The 26,048-nt window shown below is 41.5% G+C and carries 9 protein-coding genes; 2 read left to right on the top strand and 7 right to left on the bottom strand.

Going from position 1 to position 26,048, the window contains the following annotated elements; genetic code table 11:
* Positions 1 to 336: 336 nt before the first annotated feature.
* From IPMB12_RS08290 to IPMB12_RS08270, 5 genes are all read right to left on the bottom strand, one after another.
* A complete protein-coding gene (locus IPMB12_RS08290; protein WP_166916727.1) occupies positions 337 to 8,574 on the bottom strand; it encodes an SdrD B-like domain-containing protein in 8,238 nt (2,745 codons plus the stop codon).
* A 2-nt stretch (positions 8,575 to 8,576) separates the two neighbouring features.
* Positions 8,577 to 12,359, bottom strand: coding sequence for a hypothetical protein (locus tag IPMB12_RS08285; protein ID WP_166916725.1), 3,783 nt, complete (start codon positions 12,357 to 12,359; stop codon positions 8,577 to 8,579).
* A gap of 520 nt (positions 12,360 to 12,879) precedes the next feature.
* The gene (ilvC, locus tag IPMB12_RS08280) at positions 12,880 to 14,361 is read right to left on the bottom strand and encodes a ketol-acid reductoisomerase (protein ID WP_166916723.1); all 1,482 of its coding nucleotides are present in this window, start codon (positions 14,359 to 14,361) and stop codon (positions 12,880 to 12,882) included.
* Positions 14,362 to 14,809: 448 nt separating this feature from the next.
* Complete coding sequence (locus IPMB12_RS08275; RefSeq protein ID WP_166916721.1) at positions 14,810 to 16,249, bottom strand: hypothetical protein; 1,440 nt, start codon at positions 16,247 to 16,249, stop codon at positions 14,810 to 14,812.
* A gap of 698 nt (positions 16,250 to 16,947) precedes the next feature.
* Positions 16,948 to 18,432: a hypothetical protein gene (locus IPMB12_RS08270; RefSeq protein WP_166916719.1), complete on the bottom strand. Its 1,485-nt coding sequence runs from the start codon at positions 18,430 to 18,432 to the stop codon at positions 16,948 to 16,950.
* Between the two features lie 439 nt (positions 18,433 to 18,871).
* Here IPMB12_RS08270 and IPMB12_RS08265 point away from each other — a divergent pair, with 439 nt between their 5' ends.
* The gene (locus tag IPMB12_RS08265) at positions 18,872 to 19,504 is read left to right on the top strand and encodes a hypothetical protein (protein WP_166916717.1); all 633 of its coding nucleotides are present in this window, start codon (positions 18,872 to 18,874) and stop codon (positions 19,502 to 19,504) included.
* On the opposite strand, the gene IPMB12_RS08260 is transcribed toward IPMB12_RS08265, so the two are convergent.
* Positions 19,497 to 20,387, bottom strand: a complete 891-nt coding sequence (locus IPMB12_RS08260) for an alpha/beta hydrolase (protein WP_166916715.1) — start codon at positions 20,385 to 20,387, stop codon at positions 19,497 to 19,499. The genes IPMB12_RS08265 and IPMB12_RS08260 overlap by 8 nt on opposite strands.
* Before the next feature lie 282 nt (positions 20,388 to 20,669).
* Between IPMB12_RS08260 and IPMB12_RS08255 the strand changes: the two genes are divergently transcribed.
* On the top strand, positions 20,670 to 22,904 hold the full coding sequence (locus tag IPMB12_RS08255; protein ID WP_166916713.1) for a TonB-dependent siderophore receptor: 2,235 nt from the start codon (positions 20,670 to 20,672) through the stop codon (positions 22,902 to 22,904).
* Between the two features lie 48 nt (positions 22,905 to 22,952).
* Here the strand turns inward: IPMB12_RS08255 and IPMB12_RS08250 are convergent, their stop codons facing one another.
* Complete coding sequence (locus tag IPMB12_RS08250) at positions 22,953 to 25,811, bottom strand: autotransporter family protein (protein ID WP_166916711.1); 2,859 nt, start codon at positions 25,809 to 25,811, stop codon at positions 22,953 to 22,955.
* Positions 25,812 to 26,048 lie beyond the last annotated feature (237 nt).

Raw genomic sequence — 26,048 nt, 5'->3', positions numbered from 1 at the left:
ATAAAGTGTGATTTATATCCGATCTTTTAATAAAAAACCAATCGCTCTGATATTTAAAATTCACATTTTACTACATGATAATGCTCTGATTTTAAATAAAAAAAGCCCTATCACATCATTGATAGGGCAAACAATAAAAAATGGGAATGTAAAAAAAACCTTAAATAAATTTTTTCTGCTTAGCACCTCCTTTCATCTCATTAATGACCAAGCTTGTAACTCAGTCATGACCTTGCAATAATTAGCCTGATAAAAGCTAATATTTTTTATATATAATCAAAAGATTATAAAAATCAGGCTACCGGCATCTCTACCAGTAGCCTGAAGGAGGGTTTATTACTTCTCTTCGACCTTAAAGTCTATCTTACTCGGCAGACCCGGCGACAGTCTCACTACCTGCGGGTTACGCCCTTTCACACGATAACCTTCCGGTAAACTTCTCGGGTCAAGCTTCAGCACAAAGTTCGTGCCACGCTCCCAGCGTCCGCCATCCACACCCGTTAAGTGATAACGACCCTGACTGTCTGTCGTAATGATTTCACCACGTGCCGTCACCAGTTTCACTCCACCAATGCCTTCTTCACCAGCGTCCTGAACACCATTGCCATTGCGGTCAACGTACACTTTACCAAAGATAAGCGCATCATTGAACAGCGGGTCGCTCGTCACCGTCACCGTCGCCTGCGACGTGTTCGATGCCGTGTTTCCTGTGCGGTCCAGTGCCGTCGCCACGTTGGTGTATTCACCCTGCGTCACACCCGCACCCACAACAAGCATATAGCTTAAGGTACGTTTACTTGGCACACCACTCACCGCACCACTGCCGCCAATGTCCATCGGACCAAAGTATACCGGACGTGCACCTGTCGGGTCAGCGATTTTCACACCGTCCAGACGGGCAGACCCATCCACATACTTAAAGCCGGCCGGAATCAGGTCTTTAATCGTCACGTTAAACGCCGTCGTCGCTTTGTTGTTCTCAATCGTAATCGTGTAAGGCACGATATCACCCACCACCACGTTGTCTTTCAGCACCGTTTTGTGGATAGTTAAATCACCACCCGCCGCACGATAACCAAAGTGCAGGTCTGTTGAGGCAATCTCATTATTCGGTGCACTGCTAATCGCTGCAACGACCGTATGGGTCTCTGCCGTCACATCCACCGTACTCGAGACCGGTGAAGACAGGCTGACCGCCCCGACTTCGGAGTCATAACTCGGCTCCATCTCCGCCAGACGACAGCCACTGTTCGCCGCCGAACCAAACCTGGTCTGTAACTTATAATCCACTGACGGGTCTAAGTTACGCAGACTGAACTCACCACTGCTGCTCGTTGTAATCGTGATGGCATTACCACTGCTGTCCAGTACCGGACTGTGGGTCATATCCAGTAAGGATAATTCCACCACTTCCACCCCATCAGACGACGGGTCAAAGCTGCCGGTGGCATTGGCGTCATGTAATACCACACCTGACAGCACACCACCCTGTACGTAACCAAAGTGCTGGTTCGTCAGCGTACTGCCGCCTACTGTAATGGTCGCTTTGTCTTTATCGGCATTTGGCACCAGACTGGTCGCACTGAATGCATTATCCGGGTCAAAGCTGGCTTTAAACGTTGACGGAACACCCGTGACGGTGACGGTCCAGCTGCCCGGCAGTAAGCCCGTGGCACTGTAATCCGTACTGCCGCTGGCAATCGTTCTGCTCACCGCCGGCACGCTGCCACTACCGTGAGTTAACGTCACCGTTAAGGCACTGCCCACATCGCTGTCCACGCTGCTGCTGTAACTGCCGTTATCATCCGCATCCCAGAACACATTACCACTGATACCGCCCGCACCCTTCCAGCCGAAGTGACTGTCAGTCGCACTGGTTGCCGTGGCCGCTAAGGTATACGTACGCGACATCTTCGCGGCCGTATTCACCACCGCACCCGCGGTCACACCGCTGTCGGTACTTTCTGTCGCAAAGCTGTTGATGTAATCACTCGCCGGCGATAACACTTCAACAATATAGGCCACACCATCACTTAACCCCGTGAAGCTGTATGCACCACTGCTGACTGCCTGCGTTGACACTAATGTACTACCCACATACAGGTTCACACTGTAACCCGGGTAGAAGCCTGTTGTATCAATCGCGATATCAGAGGCGGTGACCGTTGCCGCTGCCGGTGGTAACGGGTCCTGGTCATCCACATCTATCACAACCTGTCCGCTGATAGACGCTGCCGCTCTCACACCAAAGCTTACCGTCGCACCGCGTACCGCTGCACGTGCTGCCGCCGTTGGATTAATCTCCACCTCAGCGCCGTTTACCACCACCGTTGCCGTCTCACCAAACAGGTCAGTGATATAGCTGTAGCTGATATTCGCCGGTAAGGTCGCGGTATCTAATTCCACCGTCCACAGACCACTTGGTAAGTTCTCAATCTTGTACTCACCATCGGCCACGGTCACATTCGAGTAACGAATCAGACTGCCCTGCGTCGCTTTCACGCGCACACCGGCCATCTTATCATCCACCGCGGCATGGCGAGTTCCCTCACCACCCAGGTCACGGTAAATGTAACCTGCTAAACTGCCGTTACTCTTGTAACCAAAGTCCTGAGTCGAAAGTACTGTCGCCGGGGTTGCTACCGCTAAATCCACCGTACTGACCGTGGTGCCCAGTGGGTCAAAGCTCACCACATGACCGGCAAAGTCTGTTGAACTGCTCGTATCCACCGTCACTTTATACGTATGAGCAGACAGACCCGTGAACTCATAGTAACCTGACGCATCCGTCGTCGTGGTACGGCTCACAAAGCCCGCTGTGGCCGAGCCCAGTGTCACCGTCGCTGAGGCCACTGGCGTATCTGTCCCTGTTACCGCATTGCCCCCGTCACTTGGGTCCATATCTATCACGATATACCCGCTGATTTTAGCCGACCCTTTATAGCCCGCTTCAATACCAGTAAACGTCGTATCAGTCGCTGTAATCGCCACACTCAGTGGTAAACCACTTGTCCCTGTCACGGTCGTACCCGCACTGCTCTTCACAAAGCCCAGTGTGTAATCTGACCAGTTTGCTACCGTCTGCGTTGCCGCCGTTGTCAGTGACCAGTTGCCAATTGGCAGGTTATCAAAGCTGAACTTACCATCTGTATCCGTGGTGGCCGTCTTCGTCACCAGCACACTGTTAATCGTCGCACTCAGCGTCACATCCACGCCCGCAAACGCATCATCCGCACCCGACACATACGCATTATTGCCGTCTACATCAATAATGAACTGTCCGCTCACACTGCCGTTATAACGATAGGCCGTGCTGCTGCCAGTGTTATCCGCTGCCAGGGCTGCAAAGGTAAAGGTATCTGTGTTATCTGCAATACTGCCTGTCCCTGAACTGGCTATCAGTGATGTCCCTGCCAGTGCAGTTGACGTGCTGTCCACCACTACCTGATAGTCTGTCCCTGCCGGCAGGCTACTGAACACATACTGACCTGTCGTCGCGGGTGAGGTCCCTGTTGTCATGGATTTAAGCAGAGAGTAATTGCTTGCTCCCGGGGCTTTATAGTTCAGATTGACTGTAACACCATCAAGCAGCTCTGAAGTACCCTGAACTAAATCACCGTCAGCATCAATCCAGACATCACCATCGATCTTCAGTTTACCCACCACAAAGTAGTCGTTATCCAGCACACCCGCTTGTGGCAGATTAGCAACATCAATCACTACCGCCGTTGAAGTACTGCCCGCTTTACTCAGTGCAAAGGTATAATCTGTCAGGGTACTCATCACAATCTTGACAGAGTAGTTCACGCCAGTACCGTAAATCAGGTTCTCAAACTTATATGCACCTGTCTCATCTGTGGTTGTCTCACCCAGTTTAGTACCTGTAGCGCCCGTACCGTCATACAGTTCAACTGTTACATCACTCAGTGGATGGTCATTGCTATCCACCGTTACTGTCGCGTTATCTGCACCAAAATCTATATATACTTTACCCTGGATACCGTTAACGCTGGCTGTTTTGTACCAGAAGTTTTGGCCTGTCACACCAGAAGAACCGACAGTGATCCCTGATAAAGTATCCAGTGGAGGAGTCGTTCCTGCTGTATTACGCACAAGCGCATATCCAGACGGTGAGCTCAATGTCACGATCTTATAACTATCACTTGGTAAGTTATAGAAGTGATAATCACCAGTTGCATTTGTTAACTGACGCGCAATCTCTACACCACCGCTATCAACTAAACTGATCAGAACACCCGGTAAAGGCGTACTTGAACCATCATCAAGTAATGTTTTACCTGCCAGACCACTGTTTGTTGCTGATGATGCCCCATTACCTGCTGCCGGATTGCTATTTGAGCTACCTGCAAATAAGAAGAATTTGTTTGAATGTGATGATGGTGTCGCACCAATGGTAATTGCCGCTAATGTATCACTGGCATTACCATCCACATTATTAATCACACCATAACCCGTTGTTGGAATAACTTTGGTGATATAACTGGTACTTAAATCAATACCTGAGAAGCTATAGTAACCTTTACTATTGGTTTGAATCGTTTTATAAGGCGAACCAGAAACACTGCCTTTATAAAGTTCAACTGTGATGTTACCTAAAGCAATATCGCCTTGTTTATTGTAATCAATATCGATAGTACCGTTATTATTGATATCCAGCATTACATAACCACTGATCGATGCATCACCTGTTTTCTTATAAGTAAAGTCATTATCAGTTAAGGTTGGGCTAGAAATAGTGTTCACAGTTAAGCCGTTGTAAACTCCAGAACCTGGGTTCACTAGCTCATAAAGTGAAGTATCTAAACCAGTATTTGTAACTTTAACATCATAAGAATCATCGAATAAACCGATGAAGCTATAACTACCATCAGCACCACTGTTTGTGTAGGTATATAAAGAACCACTTTTCCAAAGTTCAACACGCACACCTGACATTGCCGCATCAACACCACTGTCATAAGTATTATTGCCGTTTAAATCATAATATAAACGACCACTGATGCCTGTTGGATTTTTTAGTTTTATTAACCAATACTGATCTGGTGAACCTGATACTGCACCGTTCACCTGCATATAGCTCATATCACTTTTAATAGCTGAAGATAAATAGCTCTGTTTTGGACCACTATTAGCCACTAGTTCAAATTTACTTGTATCCAGTCCATCTAGTTTCAATAAGTAGTTGGTGACATATAAGAAACCTGGAGTAGAAGCATTTGCCGCTGTATGAGCAAAATAACCATTATTTGCCACTACTGCATTATCAGTAAAGTCTGGGCTAGCAAGTACAGTGGCTTCTCCTTCGGTATAGTCAGGATATAAACGTGGTGTAAAGTAACCTTTAACGCTTACACCGGTTAACTCAGAACCTGGTACAGGAATAGAACGATCATCTTTAACACCGTTACCTGTGATATCCAGATAAATTTGACCGGATACACCTTCTGCTATTGAATACACTCTAGCCTGATAAAAATTACGACCTGTTCCCGGAAGCCCATCTGCAAATGTACCATCAGCAAGAATTTCAAATTCAACAGTCCCTGGTTCAGTACTTGGATCGCTATCAGCAATATCTTTATAAACAGATCCTGATGCTACATGAACAACTTTATATTTACCTGCCGGTAATGAAAGAATTTGAAAATCGCTATAATAGAAACCAGTTTGGTACCAATACTGCCATGTTGTACCATCATGATAATAAACATTTGTTTTCCCCGGACCATTTTCAGCAGTATTTTTACCTAAATAGGTTCTATTACCATCTAAGTCATTCACTGGATCGCCAGAAAAAGTTGTATTTCCTTGTAATAAGAAAGTTAAACGAGCAGGTACACTTAAACCAGTAAAATTAACCTTGTAATTTGCTTGTAAAGCACCTGAGTTAACTACAGCTACACCATCTTTAATGGCTTTAACCATATAGTCAACACCAGAGGTGATACCATCTGCCGCACCACTAAAAGAAAACTGACCATTTACCGTTGTTACTTGATGAGAGATATAGTTTGCACCACCAATTTTACAATCAGCCTCATTACCGTCATTACAAAGTAAAACGGTTACTCCATAAAAAGGAGCATCATTTTCAAGATTTGGCTGACCAATCTGTAACGTACCACGAGAACGTGTATCCAGATAAGTTGTACCCGTAATTAAATAGTCGGTTGTGGTTAATTTATACCAATGATCTTGATCAGTTAAATTTGTTCCACCAGTGAGTGTCACCTCAATAGTTGATGTGCTTACTGTTGTTGCACCTGATGCAATGTTACCTTCTATTTCAACATCACTTGCTGTCACATTACTCACAGAACCAAAACTTCTATTCACTGTTACGCGATAATCGCCATTAGGTAAATTGGTAAATTTAAAATATCCGTTAGTATCAGAAGCATTATTACTTACTGTTTGCCAGATGCCAGTCGATACTTGTTTACGATATAACACCACACGAGATGAATAGACAGGAATATCACCTGCAGTCGGATTATAAGTACCTGTTGTTCCTGGGTGGCTATTATTAATATAAACACGTCCAGAAATACTATTTGGTGTTAATGCATGGAAATATACAGTTGGACCAGCATTAGTCACACTGGCTAACGGCACGCGTAAATATGAGATTACTGGAGTGCTAGAAGAACTAGCAGAAGGAGAAACGTTAGCAGAATCATAGCTATCAAAAATAAAGATAAAATACCCAGCATGATCCGTAGGAGTGTTAGTACGATTAACAGTTAGATAACCATCAGGTTGCGCACCCAAAGTAGCTGTAGGAATTAATGTCCCATCTGTTTTTCTTGCCAGGGTTACGCCGTCTTCTTCATAGTATCGCCCCTGGAAAGGTGCAGACATTGAGCTCCCAGCTAAACCATTTACTGTACCGCCCCAAGAAACAATATTATTTACCGTTGTCATATAGTCATTAATATACAACGTGGTATTACTAATAGTAGAGTACCAAAAGTTTTGATTGGTTCTGGCATTGGTTACATTGACCAAAACAATTTCTTTACCTGCAATTGTATCTTGTGAACTATCACTGAGCGTTACTTTACCACGGTGAGTACTGAGTGATGCAGCAGAAGTATCTGAGGATTTACCATCAGTATCACCAATAAAGTAATACGCAGAGGTATTAATCCCACTCTCATCTAAGATAACTTTATAGTCTTTACCTGACATTAAGCCTTTAAATGCATAGCTACCATCGCTTTTAGAAAGCTGAGTTGCAAGTAGACTCCAACCAGTTGTACTGTGTTGATATAATTTTACCGTCGTCTGTAAACGAGGACTTGCCGCTACAGGTACAGTATTCCCTGTCTGGCCACTATCTGGACCAGCCACCGGAACTGATGTACTTGCTAAAGCAAATACATAACCGGATACTTTAGGAAGAGAAGTATCATTACTATCAATATTAACTAAAAAGTTAAAGGCGGATGGATTACCCGTTGCCGTTGAGATAGAAAAGTTTGCATTATCAGCGGTCACAAGTTGCCAAGGTGCAGTAATATTCGTCATTTTAACGGTAAAATCACCAAGCGGTAAGTTTTTGAAGTTATATTTACCATCTGCACCAGTAGTAATCGTTGACTGACCTAAAACTGGAGTGGTTGTACCTTGGTAATAAATTTCTACATTAATACCTGCGGCACCAGTGTCAACACCCGCTGTATAAGAACCATTTTCGTCCTGATCGACAGCCACAATACCATCAGCACCCCATTCATTACGCTCACGTACATTAAAGGTTGCAGACTGTGCAGTCCCACTCATTGTTGTACTAAAAGTATCCACATATTGAGAAGAACCATTTGGTAATGTCGTGTTCCAAAGTGCATAATTTTTACCATTACTGGTATCAGCAATAATATCCGCCGGACTCACCGTAACAGTATAAGCAGAGCCGGTTAAGGTATTACGAATAATTACCTGACCAGATGCATCTGTGGCTTTGGTCATATTACTCATATCAGTCGCAGAAACCACTAACTCAATATTCTTAACGCCTGCAGCAAGCGTATCTTTAATATTTAAAGTTAGATCACCACCCAAACCTTTTAAAAATACGTTACTTCCGGTGACAGGTGTACTACCAGAAACAGCGACAGTCGCAATCCCTTCTTCACCAGAGGTTGACGTTATAGCCTTAACGCGGTAGCTACCAATACCCGGCGCTTCAAGTGTAAAGTCACCACTGGCTGTTGTTGTACCCGTCACTGCCGGTGACAGGGAAGCCCCTGAACTGTTCAACAGCTCAACACTAATCCCACTCAGCGTCGGCGGGGAGTTAATCAGACTCGCCGTGTTATCAAAATCTAAATACACTTTACCTGAGACAGATACCGCATGAGCTGCTGTTGCAAACCCCAGTAACCCCGCCCCTAAACATAACACACCAAGACCTCGCTTGATGGTGCTTAGTGCTCTTTTTAATCCTCGCATTACAGTTTCTCCTGAGATGCTTTCTTTCAATGTCTGTTGGTTATTTTTTATGACGTTGTTGTTATTGTTGTTATTGTCAGGTCTGTTTTTGATTGTCATTATTAAAAACTCCCCACCACATTGATAAACCAGCCTTTCGCATCATAGTTCAGACGCGTTAAATCATCATTGTATTCCGTGAAGTTATAACCAATACCTATCTTGGCATTGTCACCTAAGTTACGGTAGATACTCGTCACGATACCGTCCTTATGGTCATCCGCTAAACTCGTTCTGAGCGTGCGGTACTCCACCTGATATTCAAAGTCAGCGTAGTTAAAGTTCACACGCGCAGCATATAAACTTGCACCGGAAGAGAACCACTCACTCTCGCCTTTATAGCGCAGGTAACCTTCTCTGTGCGCCGCCTTAAACGCGGTTTCCCAGTACTGGTTGAACTCGTACACACCCTCAAGGGCAAACACCCAGCTCTTCTGGTCATACTGACTGCTGTAGTAACTGGTCGTGCCGCTGCTGCCGGTATTGGCAATCAGCTGGTCTTCCGGGTCAACACCACGAATGTACGTCACCTTACCAAACAGGTTCAGGTTGTTAATCTCCATCGGACGATACGCAAAGCCCACTGCCGCTTCGGTGAAGTCATTCACCACGTCATTGCTGCCGGTCGTTTTAGCAATATCAAACTGACCTAACCAGCTGAAGTTTTCACTCACTATCGTCTTGGCACGGTTGGTGGACACCCACTGTTTCACCGTCTCACCATTGCCCCGCTCCCAGCGGTACTCTAACTTATTACGGATTTGGAACCAGTCATTCTTGAAGCCGTAGCCGAGCAAATACACATCACGTTTGGTGTCGTTGTTACCGGTGAGTGTGGTTGAACCGGAGTTACGGTAGTTCACCTGTCCGGTACTGTAAGATGCATCGATATACTGACTGTCGGTTGGTTTAAACTTCACCCCGTACACATCTGACGTTGAACGTTGTGTGTTTTGACTCTTGAACTGACGCTCACTGTAAACATCCATCTGTGAAGTGGCTTTGACATTGGTACCCACTGTTGTCGTGATACCACGACCTGCGTTAGAATCAATGTCGTTCATCACTTTGGTGTACACGCTGGCACGTTCGTTCATGTCCCATGCAGCAGACACGCCACCACCGGCACCGCGGTTACTGCCAAACACTTCCGCACCAATGTTTAAACTGTCGGTAATCTGTGACTGGTAACCCACTGTGGTTTTGTTGTTATCACTCACGTCACCGCGCTTGTCTAAAGTAACCTGTTGAATAATATACGCTTTGTCACGACCTTCAAACAGCTCCGTTTCTAACTTCACGGCAGCCAGACTTTCTCTTGTCTCACCAGCACCGTTGTAGCTGTTCTCTCTTCTGTCCTGAAGTTCAACTACCCCTTTCAGACTTTCACCTAAACTCGCGAAATACTGCGCACGAGCAATCTTTTCAAGGTGTAAGGTTTTCTCTTCTTCGCGCGTATAGCTCAGTAAGAACCCACTCTTATCCTGTTCAAAGTCATAACGAACTTCTGCGCCCCATTCCTCAAGGTCGTTGTCACGCGCGGTCGAGAACGAGGAGAAGCCCTGCTGCTTCATGGAGTAGTAACCTTTGAATTTCAGCGGCACTTCCGCTTCAAAGTATTCATTAAAGTCGGCTTCTTGTTCGAGTCTCCATGCCGCGCCTTTAGTATTGTCGCCCAGACTCACTTTACTGAAGCCTAAACCACCGTTACTCGAGACATAGATATCATTGCTGCTCGCATCTGACGTCGCGTATTCCACATGGGTATGCGTGCCTTGTAGAGGACGCACAATTAAGTCCACACCCTGCAGCTGATACGATTCACCACTCGCCTGGTCTTCATGTACATAGCTACCACCCAGACGAATGTAGTCATTCACCCAGCCATAAGCACGCGCACCAAACACCTTCTGCTCTTCCATATCAAAGCCGTCGGAGTAGTATTCATAGTCCGCGACTAACCAGACGTTATCGCCGTTCAGTAAGCTACCGCCGGAGATAATACTGCCACCCGTGCCACTGTTCGCGGTCATCGGTAATGGATTGGTTAAAAGAATACGCCCCTGGAAGTTATCAATCTCAAAGTCCACGCCTTCTGTTAACGTTTGGATGCTCTTCACACGACTGGTATTTGGGTCACGCAGTTCAACAGAAAGTTTTAACGTCCCTTCGGTCACACGTTGATGTTTTAAGAAATAAAGACTACCACCGGTTGAGGAGAACTCATTGTGGCTACCACGGGTATCTCCGGTCGCGCCAAACAGCGCTGCATAACTGCGTGTATCACCGAATTTGGTGGTCGCTTCACTCTCGTGATAAATCTTGGCACCGTACAGGCTACGGTTAAAATCAGAGAACGCCGTGCCGGTCATCTGGGTATTGTAGTTACCCCATAACGCGTAGTTTTTACCGTTCTCCAGCTTCACATAGAATTTACCTTCGGTGTCGACATCATTTTCCACTGTCGAATCATCACCAAAAATTGGATAGTAAGCATTGGGGTCCAGCTCACGAGTAAAGCGACGCGGGTCACGGTCGCCGATTCGGCCGAATGCATCTTTCAATTTGGTTTCAGTCGTGTCTAAATGCGCCGTAATGCGGTACTCATCCAGATTGCCTTTTAAGTAGAACTGTACGCGACCGTCCCAGCTGCCGGTGCCGCGGTAATGATGTTCATCCGCATCTTCCAGAATCATCTTACCGTCGCCGCTGACTTTGTTCTGTGCCCAGGTTACCTCGGCCATCCCGACAAAGAAGAAGTCATTGGACTTCTCAATCACTAAACTGTCCTGTTGCGTCTGACGGACACCGTCTTCATCCAGCCAGCTCAGGTTAAAATCATACTCACCCGGTGACAGCACGACTTCACGCATTGCACGGCCGCGGTTATCCACCATCAGGCGCTCACCGTTCAACATCACGTCTTGCTTGCCTTCCAGACCCGCCATTTGCACAATGATGGTTCTGTCCTGCGCCGAGGTCACAATGCCCTGCTGCTCTACGCGGTTGATCCCAAAGCCCGGGATCTCCGCGCTGTCGCGTAGCTGACCACGGAGTAAAGCGTCATTTGATAAGGTTGACGGAGTGGCAGTCACTGGCTCGCTGGCTGTTCTTGCTGAGGTACGGGTCGTATTGTCCAGTGCGCCCTCATTGATCTCTTTTGCACGCATATGCACCACTGCGCTATTCCAGAACTGTTGTTGCTCTTCTTCTGACATGGCTGACAGTTTAGAAAGATCAACCACCTGGACGGTTTCACCGTTGATCACACGTTCGGACAGGTAGGGCTTATCTGCAAAATCAGAAAAACGGATCCCAGCATCCGCATCACGGGTATAAACGTCAAAATCAGAATCCTGAGCCTGATTATTCACGCCCAGTGTTTCAAAATAAACAGGAGCGACTCTGTCACGACGACCATTCACGCCTTCGATTTCCAGAATCACTTTATATTGAGTATTGGTAGCAAGCGTTCCACTATCAATCTGTCCGGTCCACATTACCGCTTCATACGGGCTGACATCGTCAAAACGCAACACTTTGAGTGGCTGAACATTATCCGCGTCGCTAGCGCGATAAATGCTCAGCTGATAATGACTGATTTTGGTTGGATAGTTGGAATATATATATAACCCCATCGGCGTTGCAAACAAGCCTGCTGACGTTAACGATAATTTGGGATTGTAAATACTGAGGTTTAATTTTTGTTCATTATTAAACTGATCGGTTGTAATCGCCAGCGTAGGCTGTTTAGCCAGCTGAGCGTAGACAACAGAAGAGCCAAATAGAAACAACGTACCCATACCCAGACCGGGAAGGGCTTTCTTCCAGTTTTTGTTTTGCATTGTTTTTTAACCTATCCATTCTTGCTTTTTTATTGATTATTATTAAATTCCACCGGATAAATGATGAAAAAAATCAAATGATTTGCGCATCATTATCTTTCATCACTGGGTGAATAAAAAATCGTTTATATCGATCAATCGATCTACATTATATAGATAAATTCTATCAAAACCATATAAATTGATCGTTTTCATCGTAAATTTGTTCTATTAAAGGTTATCTAAAAATCAATCTAATACATTAACTTAATAAAAATTTATTCATCTTTTGAGTTCTAGAATAATTAGATGAATAAATTAATTAACAAAAAAAATTATAAATTATCATTTCTTTACATTATAATGTATTTTTGTAAAGACTAAGAAGATAAATTTGTACTTTGATTAAAAAACAAATTATTAATAATATTTATTTTATAAATAACTTGTTTTCTATTAGATTAGTAACTAATTAATTTAAAATAAAAAAAGGGAATAAATATTCCCTTTTTCTGCATAAATGTGAATTTAAACAGTCAAACTAGCTGGCAACATTAATACGTTTCATATCGGTCATATATCCACGTAATTTACGTCCGATAACTTCAATTGGGTGGTTACGAATAGTTTCATTCACATCACGTAATTGAGCATTATCTACACTACCTTCCGGGATTGCTTTACCTAAATCTCCGGTTTGTAGCATTGGCATAAATTTTTCACGTAATAACGGTACAGCAGCATTTGCAAATAAGTAGTTACCATATTCAGCTGTATCAGAAATAACCACGTTCATTTCATATAAACGTTTACGTGCAATAGTATTAGCGATCAGTGGTAGCTCATGTAGTGATTCATAGTATGCGGATTCTGAAAGAATACCAGATTCAAGCATTGTTTCGAATGCTAATTCAACACCAGCTTTAACCATAGCAATCATTACCACACCTTGATCAAAATAAGTTTGCTCCTCGATCTTACCATTGTATTGTGGTGCTTTTTCAAACTGGGTTTCACCAGTCTCTTTACGCCAGGTTAAAAGATTAATATCATCATTTGCCCAGTCAGCCATCATTGTTGCTGAGAAATGACCTGAAATAATATCATCCATATGTTTACGGAATAGATCTTTCATAATTACTTTTAATTGTTCAGCTAAAGCATTAGCACGTAATTTTGCCGGATTTGATAAACGATCCATCATTAAGGTGATACCACCTTGTTTTAATGCTTCGGTAATTGTTTCCCAACCAAATTGAATTAACTTACATGCATAAGCAGGATCCACACCCTCTTCTTTAGTTAATTTATCAAAGCATAGTAAAGAACCTGCTTGTAACATACCACAAAGAATAGTTTGCTCACCCATTAAGTCAGATTTCACTTCTGCCACAAATGATGATGCAAGTACACCAGCACGATGACCACCAGTTGCAGCAGCCCATGCTTTAGCAATAGCAAAACCTTCGCCCTGTGGGTCATTTTCCGGGTGAACCGCAATTAGTGTAGGAACACCAAAGCCACGTTTATATTCTTCGCGAACTTCTGTACCCGGACATTTTGGCGCTACCATCACAACAGTGATATCTTTACGAATTTTTTCACCAGACTCAACAATATTAAAACCATGAGAATAGCCCAGTGCTGCACCTTTTTTCATTAAAGGTTGAACTGCTTTAACCACTGCTGAATGCTGCTTATCCGGAGTTAAGTTAACTACCAAGTCTGCTGTAGGGATCAACTCTTCATAAGTACCAACTTTAAAACCATTTTCAGTTGCTTTACGCCATGAAGCACGTTTTTCAGCAATAGCTTCTGCACGTAATGCATATGCAATATCAAGCCCTGAATCACGCATATTTAAGCCTTGGTTTAGACCCTGAGCTCCACAACCAACAATAACAACTTTTTTACCTTTCAGATAATTTGCTTCAGATGCAAATTCATCACGCGACATAAAACGACATTGACCTAATTGTTCTAATTTTTCACGTAAGTTTAACGTGTTGAAATAGTTTGACATGATTGGACTCCTTGCGAGTAAGAAAGCATTAATAATAAGAAAGACCTTTATCTTTGTAGGTACATCATAGCTGAATTATTTTATTGCTGAAATTGATATATTTAAAAAACAATGTTTCATATATTGCAATAATGATTAAATATCAAAACAGCGTATTTCAGTTTTATAATCAAAAGAAGGAATGAATATATGTATCGATGAATGGAAGCTATATAAAATTTACATAAAAAAGCATAGGTTTCTTTATTACTGTCATCTTATATCACTATGAAAAAGCCTCATCACATAATTGATGAGGCGCGACTGAGCCGAAAATATTATGAAACCAAAAACTATATATCTTTCACCTTTTTATTTATTGCTAAAATAGCACTTCAATATCAAAACCTAAGATTTAATTTGCGTAGGCTAAGTATCTTTAACATACCAATTGTTGATTAAAATAACGTTAGCGACATACTACTGTAAATAAACCATTTACTGGGGGCACCCCAACTTGCCCTCTGGCAATATTGACACCAAACTGCTGACCATCATCTCGTGATTCGCTAGCCCAAGCAACATTTCGCATTTTAAACCCTGTAGCTGCCGGATAACCGCCATATAAATTTCCCCACTCCCCCATAAACGTTGAATCAATATCTCGCGTAAAATAACCATTAAGTCCATTACTCATCACTTTAGGTGTATTGGTAAAATCAGATCTGGCAAAAAAGTACGTTTCTGCTTCTTCAGCTGTTGTCACACTCGTTGTTGTGCCATCTTTACACATTGAGGCAGCAGGAAAGGCTGTTGCAGTAGATAATATGGAATTAGCGTAAGTGGATTCACCCAGTGCCCTGGCCCACTTCACAATACTAAAACTGTATGTTTGAGCAGGATAAGTTGTATCATTTGGTGTTGCTGTCAATGTGATATTCAGGGGTAAAACTGGTTTACTCGTTGAATGTAATGTGACATCGCCATTACCATCAATTGAAACAATAGCAGGGTTACTTGAAGTATAGATATAATCGCTTTGATTACTGCTCATGACTAATCTAAATTCAGCCTGATCAAAACCCGTAGTAGGAAACGTTATTGCTGAATTTGGAGAGAACCCTGCACCTGGTGTAAATACTGACGGATTGTAACCAGACTCATACGTACAGTTACCAGCAACAGAGCAGTTAGATATCACTGTCATTTCGGCCGGTCGGGCATAACATATTCGATAATCGGTGACATTTACCGTATAGGACGTACTTTGATTGTCATAAGCCTTACTCATAGGATCACCATATGCTGACAAGGCTTTAAGATCATTTGCTGTAATTGTTAGTGTGTAAGGGGCATTACAACCATTAAATGGTTCACTAAGCTCATCAGCTGTTATTATTTTGGTTGTGCCATCAGCAGCCACATAACTCCAAGTTGCGGTTAAAGATCCTGCTACTGGTGTTGTTAAATGCGGGGTATCTCCATCAGTATCATAATAATAAGTCGGTGATAATTCATGACCAATACCATCAGCAGAGACTTTCGTCACAAACTGCTCAAAGGTGTAAAAAGAGGTCACATTAATTTCATTTGTCGTAGGTGATATTACTGTTATATCACCTGCGCCATCAGGCATCTCAAAGCTGAGTAAATAATCCAGATTACTTGCCATAGAATTACCATTATCAAAACTTAATTCTGGTTCTCTCCCCTGAATAGTTTTGGCGGTACTGGTAGATAAAGAAGCATAACAAGGCAAAACAACTAAAATTAAACCTGTTAATAAAATGGGCGCAAGTAAAGAACGACTATTATGATTCCATTGTACTTTTTGTTGAGAAGATATTTCTGCAAGACTTCTTAATTTACTGCCATATTCTTGAAGTGAGTTTGTGCTATTTTTAAACATTAATTTTTTTCCTAGATCTTATAATTATCTGTTATAAACGATAAGTCAATTCATTACGAATTTATTATAATTTTTTGATTTTTAACAATAATTTTTCAAATTATAAAAGTTAAATACATTTAAAAAAAATCGTTTATACCGATCAATAACAATAAACATAATAGATTAAAACTATTAAATAAATAATATTGATCGTTTATTTCGATATATTTATATTTTAAATATAATCTTAAAAAGGCTTAATGAGCATGAAAAAAATATATCTACTCTATAAATTAATTTTCAATTAACTTATTGAATAAATAAAATTTATCCACTAAAGCATAAAATTTACTTAACTTTATTTTAGTATCAGTGACAGATAGGAAAATTCAGCATAATCTATAAAAAATGAACTACACGTTCTAAAGAACTTGCGAATATTGCCAGTCATTTATTTATATATTGGGTAAAACAGGAAAGTGACTCAACATAAAAAAAGGCCTCATCAAATAATGAGGCAAAATTGGATGGGAAAACTCAAAACAAGAAAAATATATCTCATAACCTCCTGATATCTGTTTATAAATAGTCATCTTACAATCTGAGTTCAGAGACTAAACATAAACCCAAAAAATTTATTCAAATAAATCAATATATTATAAAATTAAGACTTTATCATTTACAAATAAAACCTGATAAATTATATAATGTTCATACTACCGACAAATTGTAGTTAACTGAGACCGTAGGCCATAGTTATATGAGTATCCTGCATAGTGAGAATACACAACCTGTTGATAATCACTGAACGACTCACCTGTCCAGGTAAATGAAGCATCATTGGTTGCCAGTCCAGAGCCTGGATAATAAGTCTCATTTAATGAGCCCCACTCTCCTGCAAATGTTCCATCAATATCTCTGGCAAGTTGTTCATTAATATTATAAACAGGTGTTCCGGTAGCAGATGGAACATTACTCAATTCCTGACGAGTAAACAAATAAGTGTTAGCCTCGGCTAAAGTGGTGACACTAGTGGTTGTACCATCTTTACACATAGATGCCGCAGGGAATGCTGTTGCTGCCGAAGCTAAAGCGTTATCTGCATAAGCGTAAAGTCCTTTTACGACAGCCCATGTTGTTGGAGCCGGAATGGTATAGCTGTCTTTTTGAGTCCAACTGGTGCCATCATAGTATTCCAAATTAATCACCGCCGGCGTTGTCGGTTTATTGACTGTATTATATGAAACAACACAGTTTTGCCCGACACCTCCTCTGGAAGATAACTCTATCCATGGGCTTGTTGTCGTACATCGATATATAGAACTGTGCTCCATGCTATATCCGGATGCTATAAACATTAATTTAGCCTTATTAAAACCCGTAGTAGGATAGGCTAAACCAGCTGCATTTATTTTCTCGATTGAAAAGCCAGTAAACCTTACCCATAGATCAGGGTTATAGCCTGTTGCTGGATATTTACTATTTTCCCCCGGAGCACCAGATGTAGGAAAAGCAGTAGGACTGCCAGTCATGATATAACAAAGTTTTGGGAATCCACTTGAATGAAAGGTATAAGTAATTGGAGCCTGGCTACCATAAGTATTACTCTTTGGATCACCATAAGCCGTTTCAACACTGACATTATTGGCTTCAATGATTAATTTATATGGTCCACCACAATCAGATAATTCTTCGTCAAGATCAGTCACCATGCTGTAATCGTTATACCATGTGGCTTTCATATTCCCAATAATAGTTCCTGCGTTATTATTGGCATCTCCATCGCTGTCGGCAGCATTTGCACTGACAATTCCATAAGCAACACCATCAGCTTTAACCAGAGTCACTACATCACTAAATTTCATCCCTGCTGGAGCTACGATAACAGCACCACCGTTGGTTGTAGAATCGCTGGCTTCTTTTTGGATGGTTCCACTACTGCCTGGCATGGTAAACCCAACTAACTGCTCTAAAGTCATAAGATCGCCAGTTACATTGCCGCTACCATCAATTAACTGTATATAAGGCTTAGTCCCCTCTATTGTGAATATAGTGTGAGCGGATATGACTGCTTCGGTAGCCCCTGATAAAAGTAGCCCAGACAGGCCGATTATCTGTACCGTACCAAGATAATATTTTGATTTGTTATGATAAAACCGATTTACTGCTATTTTATTTTGTACCATTCCTTTCCATTCCATTTTTATACTTTTATTTTAATTAATATCAAAACTTATTATCTAATAACGCCACAACCAGTTAATTATTAATAATAATTTTTTAGGATTATAGAAGGTTAAGCGGATTAAAAAAAATTGTTTGTACCGATCAATTCAATACAAAATAATAGAATAAAACTATTGAATGTAATTTATTGATCGTTTATTTCAATTTAAAATGTACATCAAAGAATTGTGAGAGTAGTAAAATATAGTCAGTAATTGGAGTATGAAAATGATGTGGATATTTACTTTCTGTAGCAGAAAGTATGACATCTTACTACTTTTTATATTAAAAGTAGTTAACGAATCTAAAAGATGACAAGAGAACTTTTACTCTTATCTAACTTAAATCTTTCTTCAATCAGCTGTTAAATTAAGCTAGAATCAATTTTTAAAAAGTAAAGTCGGATAATATACAATGAAGAAATCTATAAACGCCGCTCTGTTACTCATACTTATTGGTATCATTTCTTTCATATTATTTAACTTTATTAAGCCTTCTGAAACTGACTCTATTTATAAAAATAATGCTCGTACTTATTATGAAGCCATAGATTTTAGTACGCCCGAGTCAACATCACTGGCGTTTATTTCTGCCTGGCGGAGTGCTGATTACATTACTTTTTATATTTTGCTTCATCCGGATACACAACAGGCATTGATTCACAAAGCTTTTTATCGTCTTGATATTCTTCCGTTCTTCCCGGAAAAAAGTACTGAAATAGATGAGACGCTAAAACAAACAGCCAATATGTCTAATATAGAATCAATTCTTGATCTAAATCTTTACTTAGATTATTTGTTTAACGCTGCCAGACAACATGATGCGCTGCCTTTTAAACTTGGAGAAGATGCAAGAATAGATACAGTAATAAAGGATGACCAACAAATCATCGTCACTATTAAGACAGATAGCCAGCCTCAAGAAATTAGCCTCTACTTAAAAAAACTAGAGATCAATGGAAGGTGGAAAATCAGCTATATCCAAGTGCCAGAATTTCCGTCTCAGTCTCTGTTATGGGGTCATGCACCTAATAATGAGCCTAATTAAGTCTTTTCTTAAAAATGATTTGCAGACCATCTTGTAAGGCAATAAGAGGGGCTGTCTGATGAATTTGTCCTTCGTAAATAGTGAACTGACTAAAAAAGTTAGGCAGTTCAGCTTGTTGCAAACTAGTAACAAGATCGCGAGCATTATCAATCACCCTTCTGTTTTGAAAATGTTGTAATCTTTGGGCTTTTTCTTGCTCAGAGGTAAACACTTCATGCCCTTTGAGCGATTGCTCTAAACCTCCAACAGACATGATTAAATGAATAGGCTGAGTTAAATGAGAAAGTCCTGCTTTATTGTCGATAAATTGCTGTGACTCTTTTAAAATATAGCGGTCACTGAACCAAATCGATGGACTGACAATAATGTAGTTATTAAACATTTCTGGTGCTGAAAAAAGCGTATGCAGTGCAAATAATCCACCATAAGAATGACCAAACAGAGTTTGCTTATCTTTATTTACCGTAAATCTTTGTTCAATGTTTGGTTTTAGCTCATCTCGGATAAAAGCTAAAAAAGCATCAGCCCCACCATATTGCGCAGGAATATTCATTTTGCCATTAGGGAGAACTTCTGGCACAAATTCATCGGGTTTGGGTAAATAGTCCAGCTCACGCCGGCTGGTTTGTGGATAATCAATAGCCACAATAATGCCTTCTTGCAGTAAACATTTAGGACAACTTTGATTTTGTGTTATTGCAACAGCAGAAGAAAAAAAGCTCTTACCATCTAACAAGTAAATAACCGGCCATCCCCCTTTTGGTGTAGTCTGATTTGGCTGATAAATCATAATCTGGTAATCACCATTAGTCTGTGAATGGAAAGTATCAACCTGACTTCCAGCAATAGTAAATGGCATCACAGCATCCTTTTGCTTATCCATACAACCAGATAGAAAAAGTAAAGTCGTGAGCACAACGATAATATAATGGCGAAAAAGCAGCATATTCAATAACTCTTATCTGATTATTACCTTGGTCTTTTGAATTGTCTCTTTGAACTACAACCCAAAAATCGTTGATAATCATATCTATTAATAACATCTTAGTTTAAAGCTAAGTATACCATATTTTTATTATTTAAGAATACAAATGATATTGATTATTATTTGCAATTAAATACAATAGTGTCCCTATCTTCACTATTATGGACAATATACTTAACCATGAAAAAACTCAAACCCTCCCATTTATTCACCTTATTATTAAGTGTAAATTTTAGCTATGCTGTTGCAGCACAGGACGATATGAGCATTGAATCAGAAGACGTTATGGTGATCACTGCTGCCGAACAAACCCGACAAGCTTTAGGCGCTTCGGTTATCACCTCTGAAGATATTCAACTATTACCACCTAAAAACGATCTATCTGAGATTATTAGAACTATGCCAGGCGTCAATCTGACCGGAAACTCAACCAGTGGTCAACGTGGTAATAATAGACAAATTGATATTCGAGGCATGGGGCCGGAAAACACCTTAATACTTATTGATGGAAAACCGGTAAAAAGTCGTATGTCAGTTCGTTATGGCTGGCGCGGTGAACGAGATACCAGAGGAGATACTAACTGGGTACCCGCTGAATTAGTTGAACGTATTGATGTTATCCGTGGCCCTGCTGCCGCCCGTTATGGTGATGGTGCAGCGGGTGGTGTGGTGAACATTATTACTAAACAGCCAACCGGCGAATTTCATGGTTCGATCAATAGCTACATCAATGCCCCTCAGCACAGTGAAGAAGGTGCAACCAGACGTCTTAATATGATCCTCTCTGGCGGCCTTACCGATAATTTAAGTTTCCGTCTTTACGGTAACATTAATAAAACTCAGGCCGATGACTGGGATATTAATCAGGGTCATGAATCAAACCGAATCGGGGCTTATGCTGGTACCTTCCCGGCCGGGCGTGAAGGTGTCAGAAATAAAGATATAAACGGCCTGTTACGTTGGGATATCACTGATAGTCAGTCACTGGAGTTTGAAGCTGGCGTCAGCAGACAAGGTAATATCTATACTGGTGATACACAAAATACCAATACAAATGCGATTGTTAAAAGTATGTATGATCGGGAAACTAACCGACTTTATCGTCAAAACTATGCTATCACCCACCGCGGTAACTGGGATAATGGCGTGAGCTCATTAAGTTATATTCAATATGAAAATACCCGTAATGATCGTCTGAAAGAAGGCTTAGCCGGTGGAACGGAAGGCATATTTTCATCCAGAGATTTTAGTAATATCACCTTAAACAACATCACTGTCCATAATGAAACAGACATTCCACTTGACTGGGTCGTCCCACAGATGCTGACAGTCGGTGCAGAATATAGCTATCAGCGTATGAAAGATCCCACTTCTTATACACAGTCTACAACAGAAGGCGGCACTATTGGCTGGATTGATGGAGCAAATCGTTCCCCAACCAGTTCAGCCACTTCTTACGCAGTATTTGTGGAAAATAATATGGAGTTAACCCCAACAACCATGCTAACACCTGCACTGCGTTTTGATCATCATAGTGTATCAGGCAGTAACTGGAGCCCGGCATTAAACCTGTCTCAGGAACTGGGGAGCTACTTTACGTTAAAACTGGGGATCGCAAGATCTTACAAGTCACCTAACTTATATCAGACCAATCCTAATTATCTGCTGTTTAGCCGCGGTCAGGGTTGTTATGGTGGTAGCACTCAGAGCTGTTACTTAATTGGTAATGATGACCTTAAAGCAGAGACAAGTGTTAATAAAGAAATTGGTTTAGAGTTTCACAATAACGAAGGCTTAGTCGCCGGAATCACTTATTTCCGTAATGATTATCGCGATAAAATTGAATCAGGTATCTCTCCAATTGGGCAAGCCACTGGCGGCTCTAATGCCAATATTTTCCAGTGGGAGAATGTTCCAAAAGCATTAGTTGAAGGTTTAGAAGGTAACGTCACTATTCCGGTCACAAGCACCATTAAATGGAGTAACAATATTACCTGGATGTTAACCTCTAAAAATAAGCAAACCGGCGATTATCTCTCTATCACTCCTAAATTTACCCTAAATTCATCGGTAAACTGGCAGGCTACAGAGGAGCTCTCTTTACTTGCCTCACTGACATGGTATGGCAGACAAACACCGAAAAAATATGACTTTAATGGTAATCCGGTGACAGGCAGTTCCGCTCACGAACTTAGCCCTTATTCTATCTTTAATATGAGTGGACAATATAAGTTTAATGACCATATTTCCGTCAGCTTTGGGGTAGATAATCTGTTTGATAAACGTCTGTTCCGCTCCGGTAACTCTGCTGCTGTCACTAATAATTTGGGTGTTATCACTATTGATGGTGCCGGCGCTGCAACTTATAACGAACCGGGTAGAACTTTCTTCTTAGGAACGAATATCTCATTCTAATTTGTTTATCTCTCCTTTCCAGATATCAGGAAAGGAGAGATTTTTAGTTTACTTGCCAAACGTATATCTTAAGCCACCACTAAACTGCCAGCCTTTCCAGCCAGCATCACCTAGATTATCCTGCCAGGAAAATTCACCATATAAAGATAACTGTTCACTCATAGCTCCAGAAATACCTGCACCAACCTGAATCTCTCTCCCAAATCGTCCCATTTCAAAATCAGTATCAGATATGGTGACCGATTTTCCCCGATTAAGTCCGTGACGATAATCTACTCTGGCATATGGTGTGACCTCGTTACCATCTTCAGTTTCAAATGGATGAGACAATCTAAGCCCTGTACGTAACAGACTTTGCGATTGGTGTCCCATATTGACATCCACCTGATCAAAATCGGTAAAATCTTTAAAGTGCAGATTTTGCCAGATATATTGAATTTGTGGTTCTAAATTAAAACCTGAATCGCCAAGAGCAAACGGATAACCAGCCTCAATTGAAGCACTATAACTATTACCCTTTATCGTTGCTACATCAAGATTACCGTAGGTTTCTGTACGAGTTTTACCTCTTAAAAACCCAAAAGAAAGAATCGTATCAACATACCAGCCATCTTTGTCTAAATACGTGCCGATAAGAGCAAAACTCTGGGTATCTGTTTTAGTCGTACTCTGACCATCAACTGCATCAGGCGTGAGTTTAGAGTGACCAAGTGTAACAGCTCCACCTAAACGAATAGTTGCCTCATCATCAGTACGTAATATTTTGCTGGATCCAAACTGTAAAGCTCGATAATTTTGTTTAGCGTCAAAACCAAAATCACGAAAACGGACATTGGTAGAATAGTCCATGTTAGATCCATAAATACGAGCAAACACCTCCCCATCAGAGTCAGATCTATGATCATCTTTGAGAGTTCGAATCTCACCTAAGCGACGATGTAGATTATCTAAATCTTGTACACCGGCACTAAAAAGTGCTCCAGGAATACTAATGTAATCAGGGACTTGAGGTACCACTTTCCAGCGAATATCTTCATCTTCATCTCCGTCATCGCCGCCACTACCACTACCGCCATCTCCACCACCGTCACCCGGTAAAACAACTTCACCCGGAGGCAAAGGAACAGCCGTAACATAAGCATGAGAAAGACGATAATCCCAATAACTATTCGGATTACCAACTAAGTTTTGATCAGCAGAAGCAGACCCGTTAGATGAATCTGGACCATAAGCATAAAGTTTAAACTGGAAAGGTGTTCCTCCGGTGACATATGGCGTAGATAAAGTAAATGAATTTTCCTGTGCTGTCCCTGAGACCTGGATAATAGAAACCCCATCATTAGGGGAGACAATCTCACCGTCAGCCCTTACGTATGAGCCGGCTGGTAAATCATTTACAGTAGAAAGCTGTGATGCAGCTGCAACCTGTGATTCACTAATAGTAACGACATTAACTGAAGTTGTCCCTGTTGCATCACCACGTACCAGCATACGGTCAGCTTGTTGACTGGTAATCGCACCTAAATGGCCATCGTCTAACAAAGCCCCAAGAGTAATTGACCCACCTGAACCGTTATAGTTTCCGGTAATATTAAGGGTATTACCAAACGGTGAACCTGAACTTAATATGGTTTGACCTGCGTTAGTATATGAACCAACAATATCAAGTTGTCCGGTTGAAGAATTGCCATCAAAAGTATAGCCACTCCCTACATAGAGAGTTCCGTTGTTTGTGACAGCCCCTTCTACCGTACTATCAAACCCAACCATTTCAGTACCGGCAAGAATGTTGACTGTATCAGTAGAGAGAACAGCACCAGAAGATCCCGGTGCACCAACAATTAATCGACCATTAGAGACTGTTGTTTGCTTCGCTTCTGTTCTGCCAAGCAGTGTCCACTCACTACCAACCATATCCAGAGAACCAAAAACTAAGAAGTCATTACTGGCAGAACCTGTACCATTAAGAATAAGCTGACTGGTATTACCACCATAAGCAGTACCTATTAATAGCGCGCCGGTTTGTAAAGTCAGAATACCATTACCGGTATTGAAATAGACAGAGTAATCACCACCTTCAATTGTGCCATAAGTGGTAATTTCGGATGAACCATTTGTGGTATAAACACCGTAAGTGCCACCTTTAATCTCACTACCTGTTAAGTTATATAAAGTACCACCCGAGTTAAAACTAATACCATTACCGGTTGTTCCCTCAATCAAACCATTATTAATGACCGCTTTAGTACCATTAGTCAGATACACCCCGTCAGTAGTACCACGAACTACACCATTGACGTCATTTAAAAAACCACCCAAACCGCCATCAATATGGACAGCCATACCATTAGTTGCTTCGATAAGCCCTGAGTTTACCGCGCCATCCGCTGAGCCATTAAGAAGATAAATCCCTTTTGATTCACCGGTAATACGCCCACCTTCTTTATTTTGTAGAATACCATTTGTCCGTAGCTCAACACCAATCCCCCCCGTTGTTTCAATGACCCCAGAGTTAATTACTGTTGTGCCCGCATTAATGGCAGTAAAGCCACCACCCGCACCAGTGACTGTTCCTTCATTATGGAATGAATTGCCGTTTTGTAACTGTACAGCATAAGAATTAGTATCTGAACTTTTCAATGTTCCCTGATTATCCAGACTCCAGGTAAGATTTTGCCCAAATACAGCATGGCCATTCGTGACATCAACTGTAACGCCTTCGTTCACAACAGCAGAGTTGTCTGAACCCGAAGCCATGCTATCTAAATTGATGGAGGAATTGCTATCAGTATCGATCTCAATTTGAGCTTGTGCTTGCACAGGTAAAGTGCACAGCAGCGCAGTTGTTAATAATACAGAAGTTTTAACAGTATAGTTTGAAAAGTTAAGGAAAGGAGAGTCTTTCATTTGTATCATCCTTGAAAAGCGGTGAATTTAATCACCTCTTATTAATAAGCTTCATCCTGAAGCTATGGGAAATCTGGTAAGATAATCAATAACAGCCATTCTGGTTTCTGATACAGACCTTCGCAATATAAGGATTATCTATTACTTAATTCAATTAAGCTTATTCCATACTACAAAAAAACAACTACTACATCAATTGAAATAGATAAATTATTTTAATAGGAAAAAGCTAATCTA

Source organism: Zophobihabitans entericus, assembly GCF_011745665.1.
GTDB classification, from domain to species: domain Bacteria; phylum Pseudomonadota; class Gammaproteobacteria; order Enterobacterales; family Orbaceae; genus Zophobihabitans; species Zophobihabitans entericus.
This window is presented reverse-complemented; position numbering and strand designations above follow the sequence as displayed.